Source organism: Streptomyces sp. NPDC006197 (assembly GCF_040613865.1).
GTDB lineage: Bacteria > Actinomycetota > Actinomycetes > Streptomycetales > Streptomycetaceae > Streptomyces.
Window position 1 is genome coordinate 24,422 of sequence record NZ_JBEXSZ010000066.1, and the last position, 18,406, is coordinate 42,827.

Genomic DNA, 18,406 nt, shown 5'->3' on the forward strand with positions numbered 1-18,406 from the left:
CGACATCCACACCGGTCGATCGACTGTACGAGGCGGGCCGCAACGACGCCTAGCCCTCCGGGATCTCGGCGTACCCCTGCGGTGGGCAGAGGGCTGGGACAACCGCGCCGCCGCCGCGTCCAGCAGCGCCGGCCCGCGCCCCGACGGCCCCGTCCCCCTCCCGGCCGCCGCGTGGGTGCCGTTCGTCGAGGCCGTCAAGGCGGGCTGAGGTCCTACCCCCGGCGGGCCTCGCGGACCTGCTCGTGGATCGCCCAGGCGTCGGCGACCGGGCCCAGGTGGGCGAGCTTGTCGGGGTTGATGACCGAGCGGATGGTCTGCACGCGGCCGTCGGCGATGTCGAGGGACAGCGTGTGGAGGACCTTGCCGTCGCGGTCGCGGACGATGGCGCCGGGCTGGCCGTTGACGTCGTGCGGCTCCAGCGTGAGGTCCACCCGGAGCATCACGGGGAAGAGCGCGGCCAGCAGCTTGGCCACGTTGTCCGCGCCGGCGATCGCGCGGGCGAGCTGCGGGGCCTTGCCGCCGCCGTCGCCGACCATCTGGACGTCGGCAGCGAGGACGTTCCGCAGGCCGTCGACGTCGCCGCCCTTCAACGCGTCGAAGAAGCGCGCGGCGAGTTCCTGGCGTTCGGCGCGGTCCGCCTCGAAGCGGGGCCGGCCGTCCTGCATGTGCCGCCGGGCCCGTACCAACAGCTGGCGGCAGGCCTGCTCCGTACGGCCGACGGCGGAGGCGATCTCGTCGAAGCCGAAGCCGAAGACCTCGCGCAGCACGAACACGGAGCGTTCGAGGGGGCTGAGGCGCTCCAGGAGGAGCAGCGCGGCCATCGACACGGAGTCGGCGAGCTCGGCCGCGCGCTCGGGGTCCTCGTACGGGTCGTCGAGCAGCGGCTCGGGGAACCACGGGCCGACGTACTCCTCCCGGCGGACGCGCGCGGAGCGGAGTACGTCGATGGCGATGCGGGTGACCGTGGCGGAGAGGAACGCCTTGGGGGACGTGGGCGTGGTCGGGGAGGCGTCGTACCGCAGCCAGGCCTCCTGCACGGCGTCCTCGGCCTCGCTGACGCTGCCGAGTATCCGGTACGCGATCGAGAACAGCAGCGGCCGCAGTTCCTCGAACTCCTCGACCTTGCCCATGTCACTCCCCGTTCAGTGGAACTGGCCGACCTCGTAGCCGCCGGCCGGCTGCTTGCTGATGATGTTCATGCGGGTGGCGGCGTTCATGAAGGAAACCAGAAGGACGAGGGCGGTGAGCTGCTCCTGGTCGAAGTGCCGGGCGGCCCGCTCCCAGACCTCGTCGCTGACTCCTTCGCCGGCGTCGGCGACGCGGGTGCCCTGCTCGGCGAAGGCGAGGGCGGCGCGCTCGGCCTCGGTGTAGACGGTGGCCTCGCGCCAGCCGGCGACGAGGCCGAGGCGGACGGGGCTCTCGCCCGCCGCGATGGCCTCCTTGGTGTGCATGTCGAGGCAGACGCCGCAGCCGTTGATCTGGCTGATGCGCAGGGAGACCAGCTCCTGCACGGCGGCCGGGAGGGTGGAGTCCTTGAGGATCCGGCCGGCGGCCATGAGGTGCTTGAGGGCCTTGCCGGCGGTGGGGCTGGCGAAGAAGTCGATCCGTGCGTCCATGGTCGTGTCTCCTCGGTTCGGTGCGGGTCGGTGGGCTTACGTCCCCGAGACGAGACGGCGCGGCGTCCTGTGACACGACCCCCCGTGTGATCCAGGTCTCAGATGCGGGGTGTCACGGGCGGGGGTGCCGTCTCGTCTCGGGGGCGAGCGCACACCTCGACCGGAGCAAGGAGCCGCACCATGGATCTCGCCCTGTGGATCGTCGCCGGACTGATGGCCTTCGTCTGCCTGCTCGGCAGCTTCAAGATGTTCCTGCCGAGGGAGCGGATGGCGGCGTTGGGCGCGTCGGCGCAGTGGGTGCTGGAGTTCAGCCCGGGTGCGCTGAAGGCGATCGGCGCCGTGGAGCTGCTCGCGGCGGCGGGCCTGGTGCTGCCCGCCGTGCTCGACGTCGCACCGGTGCTCGTGCCGGTGACCGCGACGGGGCTGGTGCTGCTGTTCGTGGGGGCGCTGACGATGCGGCTGAGGCGGGGGGAGCGGGCGACGATCGCGGGGGACGTGATCTACCTGGGGCTGTGTCTGTTCCTGGTGTGGGGGCGGTTCGGTCCCGGGGCGTTCGCCGCGTGAGCGCCTACGATCGGTCCATGGCCGACTCTTCGCGTCTTTCGCTCTGGTCCCGGGACTCGTTCCTGTCCGTCGGTTCGGTCAACTCGACCTTGTCGATCGGCTCGGTCGGGTCGTTCCTCTCGGTCGGGTCGATCGGCTCCGCCGCCTCGGCGCTCTCCGTCGGGTCCTGGGCGAGCGTCGGTTCGCTGCTGTCGGCGCGGTCGTGCTGGTCGGTGCTCTCGTACCGCTCCGGCCGGGGCGTCATGGCGGCGGGCGCGGTCCTCGCGGTGGCGGGGGCCGTCGCGATGACGGCCGGGGCGCGCCGGGGGCGCTGACCCTCCGCCCGCGGACTCGGCCGGGTCCGGTCGCGCCGGCCCCCGCCGTACGGCTCAGTCGGTCTGCGGCCAGTCCCAGCCGAGCTGGAGGAAGAGGCCGAGGCGGTCGCTCACGGCGCGGATCTCGGAGATCCTGCCGTCGACCAGCGTGAGGATCCAGATCGCCTCGACGTCGAAGTCGCGGCCGGTGGGCTCGGGCATGCGCGGGTGGGTCCCGTGGTGGACGCCCCGCTGCGTGACGCGGGCGACCACGCGGTCGCCTTCGGCGATGAGCTCGTCCACGCGGACGGTGAGCGGGTCGAACGCGGCGAGCTGCCGGCGCAGGCCGTCGAACGCCGCTCCCGGCTCGTCGGCCTCGCCGTGGATGATCTTGTTGTGGTCGACGACGTCGTGCGCCATGAACTGCGGCAGGTCTTCGAGGCGGCGGTCGCTGACCGCCTCGAAGAAGCCGAGCACGACCTTCTTGTTCTGATCTGACATCAGGTCCCCCTGGACGAGCGGTTTTCGGTCAGGCGGAGCCTAGCGGCCACCGTGCGGAACGGTTCGGGTTGTCCGGTTGCGCCACGACTCGCGGCCTCGACAGGCCCTGGGGCCGGTCGCGTGAGGCCTCACTCGTCCGGGCCGGTTCGACTCGACATGTTTTCGGTCGGCTGGACAGGGTGGACTTCCGTCCGCGGGAGGGCGTGGATACACGGTCCCGCCTCACCGATGGGAGCATCCATGCGCGGTCATCTCGCGCGCGCCGCCACGAAGGTCTGCCTCGTCCTGGCCGTGCTGGGCCTGACCCTGCCTGTGGCCACCACCTCCGCCGCGGCGCAGGACACCCACCGACGGACGGTCGTGCTGCCCCTCAGCGGCACCTTCCGGACGTTCGACCCGGGTTCGATCGACAACCCCTGAGACCAGGACGAAGTCCACAGACCGACAGCCCGGCATCCCGCGTGCGGCGGGAACCGGGCCGTCGTACCGCGGGGCTCGAAAACGGACTGCGTCAGCCGGCGAACGGATTGCCGTGCCCGGGAAGCTGCCCGCCCGGCGGCACGTACCGCAGCCGCCCGTTCCGGTCGGTCACCGGCGTGAACCCGGCCGCCTCCAGTCGGGCGGTGTACCTGACGACGAAGCGTCGGCTGATGGCGAACCCGACGGGTACCGGAGCCGCGGTCGCGGCCAGGAAGACTCCGGCGATGGTGAGGGCGTCGATCGCGTTGTCGCCGTACTCGGAGCCGATCCCCGCGGCGGCCAGGGCGAGGAAAGCGAAGATGAGTGCCAGCCGTTTCCCGGTGGAGTACTGACGCTTGAGGTCCAAGGTCATCCGGGCTTTGAGAAGTTCGAGTGCGTCGGGCGCGTACGACGGCAGCGAGACCCCGTCGCTCGCGTGCGGGTACCGAGCCCGGTTCTCCGCGGCGAGCGCCCGGGCCTGCGGGCTGGGGTCCGGAACGAGCCACATCACGCACGAACCGCCGCTGCCCAGCTTCAGGTCCGCGTACTCGTACCCGAATTGCTGCGCGATGAAGGCGAGCTTGGTGAGTCTCTTCATCGTCGTGGAAACGGTGAGCGTGACCGGCTCCCCGCTCTCCATCAGCCGCAGCATTTTCCGCATATGCGCTCTGCCCACTGGCCCCCCAGGTGCTCATGCTCCGGGCAGTTTTCCACAGCGGCTTGCTCCTGTGGAAACGGGTGTGGACCGCCCACCGCTCCTAGTCCGTGCGCGGTCCAAAAAGCGTGCGGTCCGACTCCGGGATCGGGACGTCGTTGATGCTGGCCTCGCGTCGGGACATCAGACCGTCGGGGGTGAACTCCCAGAGTTCGTTGCCGTGGCTGCGGTACCACTGGCCCGTCTCGTCGTGCCATTCGTACTGGAAGCGGACGGCGATGCGGTCGTCGGTGAACGCCCACAGCTGCTTGCGGAGCGCGTACCCGTTCTCCTTCGCCCACTTGCGGGCCAGGAAGGCCCTGATCTCGTCACGGCCCTTGAGGAACTCCTCGCGGTTGCGCCAGACGGAGTCGGGTGTGTAGGCGAGGGCGACCCGGTCGGGGTCGCGGGTGTTCCAGGCGTCCTCGGCCGCCCGCACCTTGGCGGCGGCGGTCTCGGCGGTGAACGGGGGAAGCGGGGGACGCTGCTCGGCCATGGGCGGCCCTTCCTGGCTCGTGGTGTTCAGGTGATCTCGAGTGTCTCGGTCACGCCGGGGCGGAGCCACCTCAGCCGGCCGGCGAGTTCCGGGTCGGCCGCGAAGGCCTCCGTGATGCGGGCCGGGTCCTCGGCGAGGTGGTCCCAGGAGTCGTAGTGGAGGGGGATCACCGTGCGGGCCCCGAGGGTGCGGGCGAGGGCGGCGCCCTCCGTCGCGCTCATCGAGAAGGCGCGGTCCCCGGTGGACGGGAAGTGCGCGTCGCCGAGGTGGAGGAAGGCCGTGTCGATGCGGAAGCGGTCGCCGATCTCCGTGAGGGCGTCGTGGCGGACGGTGTCGCCGGAGACGTAGAGCGTGCCGCCCTCGTACGCGACGACGAAGCCCGTGACGGGGCCGGTGACGTGTTCCGTGCCCTCCGGGCCGTGGCGGGCCGGGGTCGACGTGACCGTGACGGTCGTCGTTCCGGCCGTGACCTTCCGGCTCTCCCAGGGGGCGAGGCCCTCCGCCCGGCCGCCGAGGCGCTCGGCGCCCTCGGGGGTGGTCAGCACCAGGTCCGCGCCGGCCAGGACCTCGCGGCCGGTCGGGTCCAGGTTGTCGGCGTGCTGGTCGTGGGAGAGCAGGACCAGGTCGACGGGCGGGAGTTCGGCGGCGGTCAGGGCCGGGCCGGTGGTGCGGTGGAGCGGGCGGGCGCCCGGGTAGTCGGCGGGGGCCGGGTCCAGGGCGGGGTCGGTGAGGACGGTGAGGTCGCCGATCCGGAGGAGGACGGTCGCCGTGCCGAGGTGGGTGACGGTGACGGTGGTGGTCACGAGCGGGCCTCGATCTTGGTCCGGAGCGCGCCGAGCAGGCCCTGGAGCAGCTCGATCGTCGTCTCGTCCGTGAGGTTGCCGTCGGCGTCGAAGCGCTCGTGGGAGCGGAAGACGTGGACCTCGGGCTTCACGACGACGTCGCTGTCGGTCCAGACGAAGACCTGGCGCAGGGCCAGCTGCGCCCGGACGGTGCCGAAGTTGGTGGGCGCGGCGCCGAGGATCGCGACGGGCTTGCGGTGCAGCGGGAGGCCCTCGGTCCTGGTCCAGTCGGTGGAGAGCCAGTCGAGCGCGTTCTTGAGGACGCCGGGGATGGAGTAGTTGAACTCCGGGGTGGCGATGAGCAGTCCGTCCGCCTCCATGACCCGGCGGCGGAGCTCGTCGACGACGGCCGGGCGCTTCTCGGGGGTGTCGAGGTCCAGGTCGTACGGCGGGATCTCGCGCAGGTCCTCGTAGATCTCGATCTCCAGGCCGCCGGGGTTGAACTTCTGCGCGGCGCGGAGGAGTTGCGTGTTGTGCGAGGTGGCGCGGAGCGAGCCGGAGATGGCGAGGATCGTGGACGCGGTCATGGGAGTCCCCCGGTCGGTCGGATGGGTCGGACGAGTCGGTGAGTCGGGCGGGTCGGCGGGTGCCGGGCTCGACAGCCATGAAGCTAAACCGATCAGTTCAGTCTGTCAACCGAACCGTTCAGTCTTGACAGTGAACTGAATGGTGTAGTTCATTCGATGGCATGAGCACACTCACCACGGGGGGGGCCGTCGCCCGCGTCGCCCGCCCCTTCCACACCTACGAAGGCGCCGGATTCCCGGTGCGCCGCCCCTTCCCCACCGCAGAACTCCCCTTCGTGGACCCCTTCCTGATGATCGACCAGGTCGGTCCCGTCGACCTCGCGCCCGGCGAGGCGAAGGGCGCGCCCCCGCACCCCCACCGGGGCTTCGAGACGATCCAGTACGTCCTGGACGGCGACATCGCCAACGCCGACTCGCGCGGTCACCGCGCCGTCGTCCGCGCGGGCGGCGTCCAGTGGCTCACCGCCGGCTCCGGGATCGTCCACGAGGCCCTGCCCACGCCGGAGTTCCTCGCCTCGGGCGGCCGGCAGCACATGCTCCAGATCTGGCTGAACCTCCCCGCCCACCTCAAGGGCGTCCCGCCGCGCAGCCAGAACGTGGAGCCCGGCGACCTGCCGGTGGCCGTCACCCCGGAGGGCGCCGAACTGACCGTCCTCGCCGGGACCAGCCACGGCGTGACCGGCCCCTTCGAGACCCGTACGCCGGTACTCGTCGCCCACGGGCGGCTCGCCCCCGGCACCCGCGCCGAGTTCACGGCCCCGGCCGGCCACAACGCGATGGTGTACGTGATGCGGGGCGAGGTCACGGTGGCCGGCGAACACCTCCCCGACGGCCACCTCGCGGTCCTGGCGCGGGACGGCGAGCGGTTCACGGTCGAGGCCCTGGACACCGCCGCCGAGGTCCTGGTCCTGACGGGTGAACCGATCGGCGAACCGGTGGCCCGGAGCGGCCCGTTCGTGATGAACACGGCCGAGGAACTCCGCGAGGCGGAGCGCGACTTCAGGCAGGGCCTGATGGGACGGATGCCGGCATGAGGGCTCTGCCGAAGGCACGGGGCGAGGGCTCGCCCGAGCCGCGCCCGCTCGCGGGACTTGGGCCACGAGCCCATCCGCGGCCCGGTGGTCGGTTTGTGCCCACCCGTTCCGCCCTGAGGAACGCCTGCCCACAAACCGGCGACACGGGCGCCGGGCTCCGTGCCGGTCTGTTGCTCGCCGCTCTCGCCGCGCCCGCCTCGATGGGGGTCTCCGGGCCCAGCCTGGCCCTCCCGGAAGCCGCCCGCGTCCTCGCCGTCGGGCCCGGGGCCGCCGCCTGGCTCATGACCGCCTTCGGGATCGGCATGGCGGTCGGCACCCCGCTCCTCTCGGCCACCGCCGGGCGCCGGCACGGCCCCGCCGGGGTCATCAGGGCCGCCGCCGCCCTCGTGGTCCTCGGCGCGCTCCTCGTCCTCCTCGCGCCGAACCTGCCCCTGGCGATCGCCGGGCGGGCCCTGGAGGCGGTCGGGGCCGCGGGTCTGAACGTCGCCGCGTTCCAGCTCGCCGGCCGGGACCGCTCGGGCCGGACCCCGGGCCTGGTCGCGATCGGCAGCGCGGTCGGCGGCACCGCCGGCCTGTTCGTGGGGGCGGCGGTGGCCGGGGCGCTCGGCTGGCGCGCGGCCCTGGTCCTCCCGCTGCTCGGCCTGCTGTCCCTGCGCCCGGCGCTCCGGCTCACGGGCGGGTCGCCGACGCCGGGCGACGACACCCCCCGTACCCCCGGGCTGCCCCTCGACATCCTCCGCGACCGCCGCTTCCTCGCCGCCGCCGGGCTGATGCTGGCCCTCTCGACCGTCAACTTCGCCCTGCTGTACGCCGCTCCGCGCCGCGTCGCCGCGCTCACCGGCTGGAGTGCGGTGGAGACGGGAGCCGTCGCGTCCGTCGCCGCGCTCGCCGGGGCGCTGCTGTCCTGGCAGCTGGTCCGCGTGGCCCCGAAGCTCGGCCCGGCCCGGCTGCGGGTGTCCCTCGCGCTCGGTTCGGCCGTGGCGCTCGTGCTCGCCGTGGCCGCGCCCTGGCCGGTGGCCGTCCTGATCGGTTCGGGGACGAGCGCGCTCGTCACGGCCGGCGGTCAGGGGCTGCTCACGGGCGCCGCGACCGGGGGCCTGCCGCCGGCCCGGCACGGTCTGGCGATCGGCCTGTTCAACCTGGCCTTCCTGGTCGGCGTCGCGGCGGGCCCCGCCCTCGCCTCGTCCCTCACCTCCCTCTGACCCCCACCCGAAACCCGACCTCGGCACCCCACCCGACACCCGGCGTCTGACGCCTCACGCCTCTTGGAGCCCCCATGTCACTCCCCGACCCGAAGGCCTACCCCGCCCCCCGTTACACCGGCGACGAGGGTGAGATCAGCGCCCGGTTCCGTCCCGCCACCGCGGCACCCGACCACGTCAGCAACGGCACCGCTTACCACTACCTGTCCACCACCGCCTCCACCGACGGCGAGTACGGCCTGTACCGCGTGGAGATGGGACCGGAGTCGGGCGGTCCGACCACCCACTTCCACAAGGCGATGTCGGAGGCCTTCTTCGTCCTCTCCGGCACCGTGCGGCTGTTCGACGGGGAGAAGTGGGTGAACGCCTCCTCCGGCGACCACCTCTACGTCCCGGTCGGCGGGCTGCACGCCTTCCGCAACGAGTCCGACGAGCCGGCCTCGATGCTCATGCTGTTCGCCCCGGGCGCCCCCCGGGAGGAGTACTTCGAGAACATCAGCCGTCTCGGCGACCTCACCGACACCGAACGGGCGGAGTTCTTCCTCCGCCACGACAGCTTCTTCCTCTGAGGGCGACGCCCTGCGGGAGCTTTTGCAGACCAAACCGTTCAGTTCATATACTGGCGGACCCGCCACCGCAGCTAAGGAACGCCCCATGGGAGCCGACGCACAGCACGCCGACGCGATCGACGAGTACGGCATCCCGATCATCCCGGACCCGGCGGACGCGGCCTCGCGCAAGCGCCAGGCGATCATCGACGCGGCGCTCGCGGAGTTCCTCGCGGAGGGGTACTCGGCGGCGTCCATGGACGCGATCACCCGCGGCTCCGGCGTCTCGAAGGCGACGATCTACAAGCACTTCGGCAGCAAGGAGCGCCTGTTCCTCGCCGTCATCGGCGGCGTCCTGCCGAAGACGTACGCCGATCTGGAGCCCTCCAACTCCACGATCGCCGACGCCCCCGACCTGCGGGCCGCGCTCGTCCGGCTCACCACCGACTGGGCCCGGATCCTGCTGCGCCCCGACATCATGAAGCTGCGCCGCCTGGTCATCGGCGAGATCGACCGCTTCCCGCAGCTCGGCCAGCTCTGGTACCGGGTCAGCTACGACATGAACAACGGCCCGCTCGTCGAGGCCTTCACCGAGCTGAACGCGCGCGGCGTCCTCGACGCGCCCGACCCGGCGCTCGCCGTGCAGCAGCTGGTGGCGGCGACGGTGGGCGTGCCCCAGCTCGTCCGCACCTTCTCCCCCGACGCCGAGATCGACGACGCGGAGCTGACGCGGGTGATCAGCTCGGGAGTGGATCTGTTCCTGGCCCGGTACGCGCGCTCCTGAGCCGCCGCACCCACGCGAGGACCAGCAGGGCCACGGCCCACCCCCCGGTGGTGAGCAGCTGCGTACGGCTCGCGGCGTCCCCCAGCATGAACAGCAGCACCCCGCCGATCCCGGCGAGGGCGGCGACGGCCCGCGCCGAGGGGCCGCGCAGCCGCAGGTGGGAGGCGGCGATCAGCGCCCAGACGAGCAGGATCGCGGCGCCGATCGAGTTGAGCAGGAACGGGAAGACCGTGCGCGGCCAGACCATGCTGAGCACGACGGAGACGAACCCGAACGCGGCGGAGGCGAGGACGGCGGCGTACGGGACGCCCGACCGCCCGCCGAGCCTGCCCAGGGCGCGGGGCGCGTCGCCGCGCCCGACGAGGGCGTACAGCATGCGGGAGGAGCCGTAGATGTTGGCGTTCATCGCGGACAGGAGCGCCACGAGGACGACGGCCTTCATCAGGTCGGCGGCGCCGGGCACGCCGATCCGGCCCATGACGGCGGCGTACGGGCCGTCGGCCACGGCCGGGTCGTTCCACGGGACGAGGGCGACGACGACGGCCATCGAGCCGAGGTAGCAGACCGCGACCCGCCACATCACGGCCCGGACGCCGGCCCGCACGGCGCGGGCCGGGTCCTCGCACTCGGCGGCCGCGATGGTCACGGTCTCCAGGCCGCCGAAGGCGAAGACGGCGGCGACGACGCCGACGGCGACGCCGTGCCAGCCGTGCGGCAGGAAGCCGCCGTCGTGGAGGAGGTGCCCGGCCCCCGGTGAGGGGGTCCCGGGCATCAGCCCGCCGAGCACGACGGCGCCGAGCAGGAGGAAACCCGCGATGGCGGCGATCTTCAGGCCGGCGAACCAGAACTCCAGCTCGCCGAAGTTCCGTACGCCGGTGAGGTTGCTCGCGGTGAAGACGCTCATGAAGACGGCGACCCACGCCCAGCCGGGCACGGCGGGCACCCACCCGCCGACGACGTGCGCCGCCGCGACGGCCTCGGCGGCGACGCTCACGACGAGCAGCGCCCAGTACATCCACCCGGCGAGCAGCCCGGCCCACGGCCCGAAGGCCGTCCGCGCGTGCTCGGCGAAGGACCCGCTGACCGGGCGGTCCGCGGACATCTCCCCGAGCATCCGCATCACGAGCACGGTCAGCACCCCGGCGAGGACGTACGAGACGAGGATCCCGGGCCCGGCGGCCGCGATCCCGACCCCCGACCCGACGAACAGCCCGGCCCCGATGGCCCCGCCCAACGCGATCATGGCCAGATGCCGCTGCCGCAGCCCTGCCCCCCGTACCCGCCCTGTCATGTTCCCCCCGCATTCCGACCGACCAGCCCCGGAGCTTGACGCCTGCCCCCGGGGGAGGGCAACCGGATCCCGTGGGCTGAGACGTCCCGGGAAGCGGGGGGGGAGGGACGGGACGGCGTCAGCTCTGGGCCACCAGTCGCACCGCGAGGACGACGATCAGCGTGCTCGACGCGAGTGCCGTGCCCAGGCGGCCCCGTGTGCCCGTCAGGATGCGGCCGAGGAGGGTGCCGCCCAGGGCGAGGAGGAGCTGCCAGCTGGCCGAGGCGGCGAGGGCGGCGAGGACGAAGGCCGTGCGGTCCGGCAGCGTGTCGGGCGCCGAGGGACCCGTGGCGAGGATGAGGGCGGCGAAGTAGATCACCGTCATGGGGTTCAGGATCGTGATCCCCAGGAAGGTGACGTACGCCCGGACCGGCGTCAGGGCCGTACCGTCGTCGCGGGAGGCGAGGCCGCCGTCGCGGTACGCGGTCAGCGCGCCCCACGCGGCCCGCAGGGCCAGCACGGTGAGCACCAGCGCGGACGCCCACCGCAGCGGGGTCATCACGGGAGCGAGCACGGGGACGAGCGCGGAGCCGCCGGCCACGGCGAGCAGGGCGTAGGCCCCGTCGGCCGTGGCGACGCCGAGGGCCGCGCCGGCGCCCGTGCGCCAGCCGGTGCGGGCCGTGACGGCCACGAGGTAGGCGCCGACCGCGCCGACCGGGATCGCGATGCCGTAGCCGGCGAGCAGGCCGGCCACCACCGCGGCCGTCACGCGACGGCGGGGATCGCGCCTCCGGGGGAGCCGGGCTGCTGCTGTCGGCGGTAGTCCGCGCCGTCCTTCGTACGGGAGAGGAAGCCGCCGGTCACGAGGAAGCGGCGCAGCGCCGGGAAGTCCTCGTGCACGCTGCGCAGGGCGTCGTTGACCTCGGCCTCGCGGTAGGTCCGGTCCGCCTCGAAGAGGGTCGCGGCGAGGTGCGCGAGCAGCGCCTCGCGGCGGGCGGGCTTGCGCGGGATCGCCTTGATGCGCCCGTCGACGGAGAACAGGTCCGCGACGGGGCGGGGCTCCGCGGCGGAGCGGGACTCCGCGACGGAGCGGGACTCCGCGACGGAGCGGGACTCCGCGACGGGGCGGGACTCCGCGGCGAAGCGGGAGGGATGGCTGGTCATGCCGGAGAGCGTGGCGCCCCGCGCCCCCGCCCCGCAAAGGGTTTTCCCGCGCTCACGCGGAAAGGGCCGCGGGTCAGACGAGGCCGTTCCAGCCCCAGCGCGGAGTGGGGCCGGGGGTGCCGAGGTCGGTGCCCGGGGCCGAGGCCGAGACGTCCTTGGCGATCCGCGTGCCCCAGTCGAAGTACTCCAGCACCCGGCGGCGCAGCAGGGCGTCGTCCGGCAGTTCCTTCTCCACGGCCGCCGTCATCAACTCCATCCAGCGCAGTCGCTGCTCCTCCGTGATGCCGAGCCCGAGGTGGGCGCGGAGCAGGGCCTGGTGCCCGCCGAGCTCCGCCGTGAACTCGGCCGGTCCCGAGAAGACCTCCGCCAGCCACACGGCCACGTGCTCCACGTGGGTGGCGGTGAAGTCGGCGAAGACGGGGGCGAGGAGGGGGTCGGCCAGGACCCCTTCGTAGAACGTCTCGGAGAGCCGGCGCAGCGCGTCGGCGCCGCCCACGGCCTCGTACAGGGTGTTCGTGTGCTCAGCGCTCATGGAGGGCCTCCGGGATCCGGGATGCGTCCTCCCAGCTTTCCTCCAACAGGTCCCGGATCCAAGGATGTTCGCTCTCAGGTGCAAGCCCCTGCGGGCCCGGAGCGCACGACGGAGGCCCGTCGCCGGCCACCCTGGCGGGTGGGAGGTGACGGGCCTCGTGCTTCGGCGGCCGGGGCGGTCACGCTGTCAGTTGCTGCGGGCCGTGATGTCGCCGTACGCCGTGGTGGCCCGGATGTCCAGGACGGGAGTGCCGTCGTTCCGGAGGGAGTTGCTCACGCGGCCGTAGGCGGTGCCGGCGTCCAGGGAGGCGGAGACGCCGGTGGCGGCGCCGACCGTGATGTCACCCTTCTGGGTGCTCAGGGCGACCGTGCCGTTCCCCGCCTCGGTGATGCGGATGTCGCCCCGGGCGGTGCTGATCTCGGCGGAGCCGGTCAGCCGGCCGACCTCGATGTCGCCGTCGACGGCGGTGAGGCGGAGGCTCGCGGCCTCGTCGATCTTGATCTGGCCGTACGCGCCCTCGAAGGTGACGTCGCCGAGCCGTCCGACGCCGCGCAGCTCGGTGGCGGCGGCCTCGGCCTCGACGCGGGAGCCGGCGGGGAGCTGGACCGTGACCTCGATGGAGCCGGTGGCGCCGAGGACGCTGTTCTTCGACTTGGGGACCTCGATGCGCAGGACCCCGTCGGCGTAGGCGACTTCGGTGCGCTCGGCCGTCTTCACGTCGCGGCTCTTGGAGGGGTCGGCGGGCAGGATCTCGACGGTGGTGTCGGCCCGGTCGGCGGCGATGAGCCGGACGCGTCCGGCGGGGACGGCGAGGACGGCGGCGATCGGGGCGGTGGTGTCGAACTTCTGCATGGTGCTGCTCCTTCGTCTCTGGCGGGCGCTTGTTCGCCGCGCTGTTTCCGATGAAGGAAAAGCTACGTTGCGTTCGAGGACTCAGCAAGCACTTCGTTGCACAAAAATGGCATTAACACAGGTCAGTTACGGGATTTCATTGCAATGGCCTCACGTCTAACGCAACGAACCTCACTCAGTACGTTGCAATGGATTGCGTGTGAACGCTATGCTGACGGCACCACGGACGACGAAGGAGACCGCGATGCCGGGAGGCAGACTCACCCAGCCCGAACGTCAGCAGATCGCGCTGGGACTCGCCGACGGCCTCGCGTACGCGGAGATCGCCCGGCGCCTCGACCGCCCGACCTCGACCGTCACCCGCGAGGTCATGCGCAACGGCGGACCCACCGGCTACCGCGCCGACCTCGCCCACCGCGCCACCGAGCAGCGCGCCCACCGCCGCAAGCCGGCCTCGCCCCGGGGGACGGCGGCCTCCCCGCAGGAACACGGGCGCGACGCCGAGGCCGTGCGCGCGTACGAGGAGACGTTCACGACCGTCATGATGGGCTCGGGCATGCCCAAGATGATGGCCCGCGTCATGGCGAGCCTGACGCTCGCCGACACGGGCAGCCTCACCGCGTCCGAGCTCGCCGAGCGCCTCCAGGTCAGCCCGGCGTCCGTCTCCAAGGCGGTCGCGTTCCTCGACGGGCAGGGCCTCATCCGCCGGGAGCGCGACGACCGCCGCCGCGAGCGCTACACCGTCGACGACGACGTCTGGTACCAGGCGATGACGGCCTCCGCCCGGTCCATCGCGCAGGTGGGCGACACCGCGCGGCAGGGCGTCACCGTCCTCGGCTCCGACACCCCGGCCGGCCACCGCCTGGAGAGCGTCGCCCGCTTCCTCGACTTCGTCTCCGAGAGCACGGCCCGGGCCGCCGAACAGGCCCGGGCCATCCTCCACACGAAAAACCCCGCCCCGGGGGAGACCCCCACGGCCCCAGGCGGTGGCGGATCTTCTTGACGAGCTCCGCCGGGTCCGGCCGCCGGAGCAGGCCGTAGTGGTCCGCGTCCAGCTCCACGACCGTCGACGGGCGGGGGCGCCGGGGCGTGGCTCAGCGGTAGATGAGGAGTTCTTGTTCTGTCGCGCCCGTGAGGGAGTAGCGCGTCCGGACCAGTGGGCGGCCCGCGTAGATGCGGATCAGTGTCGACGCGTCGCCGGAGAAGCGCGCCGGCGGCCGCCCCTCGGTCTCGTTGCCGAGGGACACCGGGCCGCCGTCCCGGCCGGCCAGGTCGCCGATCAGGCGCGGTGTCTCCCGGCGGCGGCTCGTCACCGCCAGCAGCGGGAGGGCGAGGTCGAGCGCCGCGCCGCAGTACGCGCCGGGCTCGCCGAAGGCCTCCCGCACGTCCCCGGCGTGGATCCACTCGCCGAGGGCGACCGCGTCGAGCCGGCCGTCCTCGCGGTCCGCGATGACGGGGCCCGCCTCGGTCAGGCCGCGTTCGAGTTCGTCGAGGATGCGGCCGATGGGCCAGTCCTCGCGTTCGGCGACGTCGCAGGCGTTGGCCTCCGGCAGGAAGACGCCTTCTTCGAGGCGGTCCTCGACGATCCGGACGAGCGCCGCCCCGCAGTGGGCGAGGACCTGGCGGGCGGTCCAGCCGGGGCATGCGGTGCGGAGCTCGTACGCCTCCTCGGGCGTGCGCCGGAGGAGCGGCATCAGCAGGTCCCGTTCGGTGCGGAGGAGCCGGTCCGGGAGCCAGGGGTCGCGTTCGGTACACATGCCGGACTCAGTAGCGGTAGTGGTCCGGCTTGTACGGGCCCTCCACCGGAACCCCGATGTACGACGCCTGCTCGGGGCGGAGGGTCGTCAGGCGGACGCCCAGCGCGTCGAGGTGCAGGCGGGCGACCTTCTCGTCCAGGTGCTTCGGGAGCGTGTACACCCCGACCGGGTACTCCTCCGTCTTCGTGAAGAGCTCGATCTGCGCCAGCGTCTGGTCCGCGAAGGAGTTCGACATCACGAAGGACGGGTGGCCGGTCGCGTTGCCGAGGTTGAGGAGCCGGCCCTCGGAGAGGACGATGACGACCTTGCCGTCGGGGAACGTCCAGGTGTGGACCTGCGGTTTCACCTCGTCCTTCACGATGCCCGGGATCCGCGCCAGGCCCGCCATGTCGATCTCGTTGTCGAAGTGGCCGATGTTTCCCACGATCGCCTGGTGCTTCATCCTGGCGATGTCGGACGCCATGATGATGTCCTTGTTGCCCGTCGTCGTGATGAAGATGTCCGCCGTCTCCACCACGTCGTCCAGCGTGGCCACCTGGTAGCCGTCCATCGCCGCCTGGAGCGCGCAGATCGGGTCGATCTCGGTGACGATGACCCGCGCGCCCTGTCCGCGCAGCGACTCCGCGGAGCCCTTGCCGACGTCGCCGTAGCCGCAGACCACGGCCGTCTTGCCGCCGATCAGCACGTCCGTCGCCCGGTTGATGCCGTCGACGAGTGAGTGCCGGCAGCCGTACTTGTTGTCGAACTTCGACTTCGTCACGGCGTCGTTCACGTTGATCGCCGGGAAGAGGAGCGCGCCCTCGCGGTGCATCTCGTACAGGCGGTGGACGCCCGTCGTCGTCTCCTCCGTCACGCCGCGGATGCCGGCGGCCATCGCCGTCCAGTCCAGGGTGGTGGACTCCAGCAGGGCGCGTACGACCGCCAGCTCCTCGTTCGAGGCCTCCGGCAGGACACCCGTCTTCTGGTACTCCACACCCTTGTGGACGAGCAGCGTCGCGTCACCGCCGTCGTCCAGGATCATGTTCGGGCCGTCGGCGCCGGGCCAGGTGAGGGCCTGCTCGGTGCACCACCAGTACTCCTCCAGGGTCTCGCCCTTCCAGGCGAAGACCGGGATGCCGGCGGCGGCGATCGCGGCGGCCGCGTGGTCCTGCGTCGAGTAGATGTTGCAGGACACCCAGCGGACCTCGGCGCCGAGCGCCACGAGGGTCTCGATGAGGACCGCGGTCTGGACCGTCATGTGGAGCGAGCCGGTGATCCGGGCGCCCGCCAGTGGCCGCATCTCCGCGTACTCGCGGCGGATCGCCATCAGGCCGGGCATCTCGTGCTCGGCGAGGGTGATCTCCTTCCGGCCGAAGGCGGCCAGGGAGAGGTCGGCGACCTTGAAGTCAGAAAACGCGGTACCGGTGAAGTCAGACATGCGCTGCAACTCTCCTTGCGCTGAGGATGGTTCGGTGGATTTCCAGGGCCGCCGTCGACTTGTTGAGCGTGATGTAGTGCAGGCCCGGCGCGCCCTCGTCGAGCAGCCGCAGGCCCATCCGCGTCGCGTGCTCGACGCCGATGCGGTACGCGGCGGCCGGGTCGTTCCTCGCCGCCTCCAGGCGGTGCGCCAGGTCCTCGGGGAAGGCCGCGTCCGACAGCTCGGCGAAGCGGCGGATCTGGCGCACGTCGGTGGCCGGCATGATCTCCGGGATGATCGGGATGTCGCAGCCGGCGGCGGCGACCCGGTCCCGGAGCCGCAGGTAGTCCTCGGGGTCGAAGAACATCTGCGTGATGGCGTAGTCCGCCCCCGCCCTGCACTTCGCCACGAAGTGCGCGAGGTCGGCGGCCGGGCCCTCCGAGCGGGGATGGCCTTCGGGGAAGGCCGCCACGCCGATCCTGAACTCGCCCAGCGAACGGACCAGTTCCACGAGTTCGTACGCGTACGCGAAGCCCTGCGGGTGCGGGGTCCACGCGCCGCGCGGGTCGCCCGGCGGGTCGCCGCGCAGCACGAGCACGTCCCGGACGCCGGCGTCCGCGTAGGCGCCGATGACGGCCCGCAGCTCGGCGACCGAGTGCCCGACGGCCGTCAGATGGGCGACGGGCCGCAGGGTGGTCCCGGTGACGATCCGTTTCGTGACGTCGATGGTCCGGTCGCGGGACGAGCCGCCCGCGCCGTACGTCACGGAGACGAAGTCCGGCTTGAGGGCCTCGACCCGTCGGATCGCGTCCCAGAGGACCTGCTCGCCCTTGTCGGTCTTCGGCGGGAAGAACTCGAAGGAGTACGTCGGGGTCACCTGCGGCCTCCCGCGTTGAAGTAGCTCGCCTCCGGGTGGTGGACGACGATCGCGTCCGTCGACTGCTCGGGGTGCAGCTGGTACTCCTCCGACAGCACGACCCCGATCCGCTCCGGCCGGAGCAGCGCGGCGATCTTCGCCCGGTCCTCCAGGTCGGGGCAGGCCGGGTAGCCGAGGGAGTAGCGGCAGCCCTGGTACTCGGTGCGCAGCATCCCGGCCATGGACGCCGGGTCCTGCCCGCCGATGCCCCACTCCTTCCGCACCCGGGCGTGCCAGTACTCGGCGAGGGCCTCGGCCAGCTGCACGGAGAGGCCGTGGAGTTCGAGGTAGTCGCGGTAGGCGTCGGCGGCGAAGAGCCGGGCCGTCTCCTCCCCGATCCTGGATCCGACGGTGACGACCTGGAAGGCGACCGCGTCCACCTCGCCGGAGTCCTCGGCGCGGTGGAAGTCGGCCAGGCAGAGGCGGCGGCCCCGCTGCTGGCGGGGGAAGGAGAAGCGGGTCCGCTCGCCTCCGTCCTCGTCCAGGACGATCAGGTCGTCGCCCTTGGACACACAGGGGAACCAGCCGTGGACGACGGCTGCTTCGACCAGGTCCTCGCGTTCGATCCGGTCGAGGAGGGCGCGCAGGCGCGGCCTGCCTTCCGTCTCGATGGTCGCGGTGTCCTTCAGTCCCCACTGGCCCTTGAAGAGGGCGGTCTCGTCGAGCCAGGGGGCGTACTCGGACAGCGGGATGCCGGTGGTGACCCTCGTCCCGAGGAACGGGGGGTCGGGTACGGGGTTGTCGGTGGCCACGTCGGAGCGTCCGGCCGGCTCGGGCTCCCGGACCTCCACCACCGGCTGCCGGGCCACGCGGCGCTGCTTGAGCGGGGGCAGTACGGCGCCGGGGACGCCCTTCTTCACGGCCATGAGGGCGTCCATGAGGCGCAGGCCCTCGAAGGCGTCGCGGGCGTAGCGGACCTCGCCCTGGTAGATCTCGTGGAGGTCCTGCTCGACGTACGC

24 protein-coding genes are annotated in these 18,406 nt (G+C 72.4%); 8 read left to right on the forward strand and 16 right to left on the reverse strand.

Translation table 11 applies throughout. The features are described from left to right. Positions 1 to 212: 212 nt before the first annotated feature. Positions 213 to 1,130, reverse strand: coding sequence for an RNA polymerase sigma-70 factor (locus ABZ318_RS21210; RefSeq protein ID WP_356904021.1), 918 nt, complete (start codon positions 1,128 to 1,130; stop codon positions 213 to 215). Between the two features lie 12 nt (positions 1,131 to 1,142). Then, on the reverse strand, positions 1,143 to 1,616 hold the full coding sequence (locus tag ABZ318_RS21215) for a carboxymuconolactone decarboxylase family protein (RefSeq protein ID WP_356904023.1): 474 nt from the start codon (positions 1,614 to 1,616) through the stop codon (positions 1,143 to 1,145). 180 nt (positions 1,617 to 1,796) lie between these two features. On the opposite strand from ABZ318_RS21215, the gene ABZ318_RS21220 reads away from it, so the two are divergent. Beyond that, complete coding sequence (locus ABZ318_RS21220) at positions 1,797 to 2,180, forward strand: DoxX family protein (RefSeq protein ID WP_356904024.1); 384 nt, start codon at positions 1,797 to 1,799, stop codon at positions 2,178 to 2,180. Between the two features lie 17 nt (positions 2,181 to 2,197). Continuing rightward, on the forward strand, positions 2,198 to 2,494 hold the full coding sequence (locus ABZ318_RS21225) for a hypothetical protein (RefSeq protein ID WP_356904025.1): 297 nt from the start codon (positions 2,198 to 2,200) through the stop codon (positions 2,492 to 2,494). Between the two features lie 54 nt (positions 2,495 to 2,548). On the opposite strand, the gene ABZ318_RS21230 is transcribed toward ABZ318_RS21225, so the two are convergent. Then, entirely contained in the window at positions 2,549 to 2,974 is a 426-nt protein-coding gene (locus ABZ318_RS21230) for an ester cyclase (RefSeq protein WP_356904026.1), read from the reverse strand. Positions 2,975 to 3,214: 240 nt separating this feature from the next. Here ABZ318_RS21230 and ABZ318_RS21235 point away from each other — a divergent pair, with 240 nt between their 5' ends. After that, complete coding sequence (locus ABZ318_RS21235) at positions 3,215 to 3,394, forward strand: hypothetical protein (RefSeq protein ID WP_356904028.1); 180 nt, start codon at positions 3,215 to 3,217, stop codon at positions 3,392 to 3,394. 91 nt (positions 3,395 to 3,485) lie between these two features. Here the strand turns inward: ABZ318_RS21235 and ABZ318_RS21240 are convergent, their stop codons facing one another. The 4 genes from ABZ318_RS21240 to ABZ318_RS21255 form a co-directional block, all read right to left on the reverse strand. Continuing rightward, on the reverse strand, positions 3,486 to 4,073 hold the full coding sequence (locus tag ABZ318_RS21240; protein ID WP_356904029.1) for a hypothetical protein: 588 nt from the start codon (positions 4,071 to 4,073) through the stop codon (positions 3,486 to 3,488). Between the two features lie 118 nt (positions 4,074 to 4,191). Continuing rightward, positions 4,192 to 4,623: a nuclear transport factor 2 family protein gene (locus ABZ318_RS21245; protein WP_356904030.1), complete on the reverse strand. Its 432-nt coding sequence runs from the start codon at positions 4,621 to 4,623 to the stop codon at positions 4,192 to 4,194. Positions 4,624 to 4,649: 26 nt separating this feature from the next. Next, the gene (locus ABZ318_RS21250; RefSeq protein WP_356904031.1) at positions 4,650 to 5,426 is read right to left on the reverse strand and encodes an MBL fold metallo-hydrolase; all 777 of its coding nucleotides are present in this window, start codon (positions 5,424 to 5,426) and stop codon (positions 4,650 to 4,652) included. After that, positions 5,423 to 5,992: an NADPH-dependent FMN reductase gene (locus ABZ318_RS21255; protein ID WP_356904032.1), complete on the reverse strand. Its 570-nt coding sequence runs from the start codon at positions 5,990 to 5,992 to the stop codon at positions 5,423 to 5,425. Before ABZ318_RS21255 ends, ABZ318_RS21250 begins: the two co-directional genes overlap by 4 nt. 161 nt (positions 5,993 to 6,153) lie before the next feature. Here ABZ318_RS21255 and ABZ318_RS21260 point away from each other — a divergent pair, with 161 nt between their 5' ends. The 4 genes from ABZ318_RS21260 to ABZ318_RS21275 all read left to right on the forward strand — a co-directional run bounded on the left by ABZ318_RS21260 (position 6,154) and on the right by ABZ318_RS21275 (position 9,560). After that, entirely contained in the window at positions 6,154 to 7,026 is an 873-nt protein-coding gene (locus ABZ318_RS21260) for a pirin family protein (RefSeq protein ID WP_356904033.1), read from the forward strand. A 95-nt stretch (positions 7,027 to 7,121) separates the two neighbouring features. Then, positions 7,122 to 8,228, forward strand: a complete 1,107-nt coding sequence (locus ABZ318_RS21265; protein ID WP_356904034.1) for an MFS transporter — start codon at positions 7,122 to 7,124, stop codon at positions 8,226 to 8,228. 74 nt (positions 8,229 to 8,302) lie between these two features. After that, positions 8,303 to 8,797 carry a cupin domain-containing protein gene (locus ABZ318_RS21270; RefSeq protein WP_356904035.1) on the forward strand — a complete coding sequence of 165 codons (495 nt, stop codon included), beginning with the start codon at positions 8,303 to 8,305 and terminating at the stop codon, positions 8,795 to 8,797. An 85-nt stretch (positions 8,798 to 8,882) separates the two neighbouring features. Continuing rightward, positions 8,883 to 9,560: a TetR/AcrR family transcriptional regulator gene (locus ABZ318_RS21275; protein ID WP_356904036.1), complete on the forward strand. Its 678-nt coding sequence runs from the start codon at positions 8,883 to 8,885 to the stop codon at positions 9,558 to 9,560. Here the strand turns inward: ABZ318_RS21275 and ABZ318_RS21280 are convergent. The 5 genes from ABZ318_RS21280 to ABZ318_RS21300 all read right to left on the reverse strand — a co-directional run bounded on the left by ABZ318_RS21280 (position 9,514) and on the right by ABZ318_RS21300 (position 13,378). After that, positions 9,514 to 10,803: an amino acid permease gene (locus ABZ318_RS21280; protein WP_356904037.1), complete on the reverse strand. Its 1,290-nt coding sequence runs from the start codon at positions 10,801 to 10,803 to the stop codon at positions 9,514 to 9,516. The two genes, ABZ318_RS21275 and ABZ318_RS21280, sit on opposite strands and share 47 nt — an antisense overlap. A gap of 166 nt (positions 10,804 to 10,969) precedes the next feature. Then, a complete protein-coding gene (locus tag ABZ318_RS21285) occupies positions 10,970 to 11,599 on the reverse strand; it encodes a LysE family transporter (RefSeq protein WP_356904038.1) in 630 nt (209 codons plus the stop codon). Then, positions 11,596 to 11,871, reverse strand: coding sequence for a DUF2087 domain-containing protein (locus tag ABZ318_RS21290; protein WP_356904051.1), 276 nt, complete (start codon positions 11,869 to 11,871; stop codon positions 11,596 to 11,598). The genes ABZ318_RS21285 and ABZ318_RS21290 overlap by 4 nt, the downstream gene beginning before the upstream one ends. 196 nt (positions 11,872 to 12,067) lie before the next feature. Continuing rightward, positions 12,068 to 12,526 carry a group II truncated hemoglobin gene (locus tag ABZ318_RS21295; protein ID WP_356904039.1) on the reverse strand — a complete coding sequence of 153 codons (459 nt, stop codon included), beginning with the start codon at positions 12,524 to 12,526 and terminating at the stop codon, positions 12,068 to 12,070. Positions 12,527 to 12,712: 186 nt separating this feature from the next. Next, complete coding sequence (locus tag ABZ318_RS21300) at positions 12,713 to 13,378, reverse strand: DUF4097 family beta strand repeat-containing protein (protein WP_356904040.1); 666 nt, start codon at positions 13,376 to 13,378, stop codon at positions 12,713 to 12,715. Between the two features lie 244 nt (positions 13,379 to 13,622). Here ABZ318_RS21300 and ABZ318_RS21305 point away from each other — a divergent pair, with 244 nt between their 5' ends. Then, positions 13,623 to 14,381, forward strand: a complete 759-nt coding sequence (locus ABZ318_RS21305; RefSeq protein WP_356904041.1) for a helix-turn-helix domain-containing protein — start codon at positions 13,623 to 13,625, stop codon at positions 14,379 to 14,381. Between the two features lie 91 nt (positions 14,382 to 14,472). Here ABZ318_RS21305 and ABZ318_RS21310 read toward each other — a convergent pair whose 3' ends face one another. The 4 genes from ABZ318_RS21310 to ABZ318_RS21325 form a co-directional block, all read right to left on the reverse strand. Further along, positions 14,473 to 15,135, reverse strand: a complete 663-nt coding sequence (locus ABZ318_RS21310; RefSeq protein ID WP_356904043.1) for a maleylpyruvate isomerase family mycothiol-dependent enzyme — start codon at positions 15,133 to 15,135, stop codon at positions 14,473 to 14,475. A gap of 7 nt (positions 15,136 to 15,142) precedes the next feature. After that, positions 15,143 to 16,552 carry an adenosylhomocysteinase gene (gene ahcY / locus ABZ318_RS21315; protein ID WP_356904044.1) on the reverse strand — a complete coding sequence of 470 codons (1,410 nt, stop codon included), beginning with the start codon at positions 16,550 to 16,552 and terminating at the stop codon, positions 15,143 to 15,145. Next, on the reverse strand, positions 16,545 to 17,408 hold the full coding sequence (metF, locus tag ABZ318_RS21320; protein WP_356904045.1) for a methylenetetrahydrofolate reductase [NAD(P)H]: 864 nt from the start codon (positions 17,406 to 17,408) through the stop codon (positions 16,545 to 16,547). The genes ahcY and metF overlap by 8 nt, the downstream gene beginning before the upstream one ends. Then, the coding region (locus ABZ318_RS21325; RefSeq protein ID WP_356904047.1) for a vitamin B12 dependent-methionine synthase activation domain-containing protein at positions 17,405 to 18,406 on the reverse strand (1,002 nt) is incomplete at its 5' end. The genes metF and ABZ318_RS21325, both read right to left, overlap by 4 nt.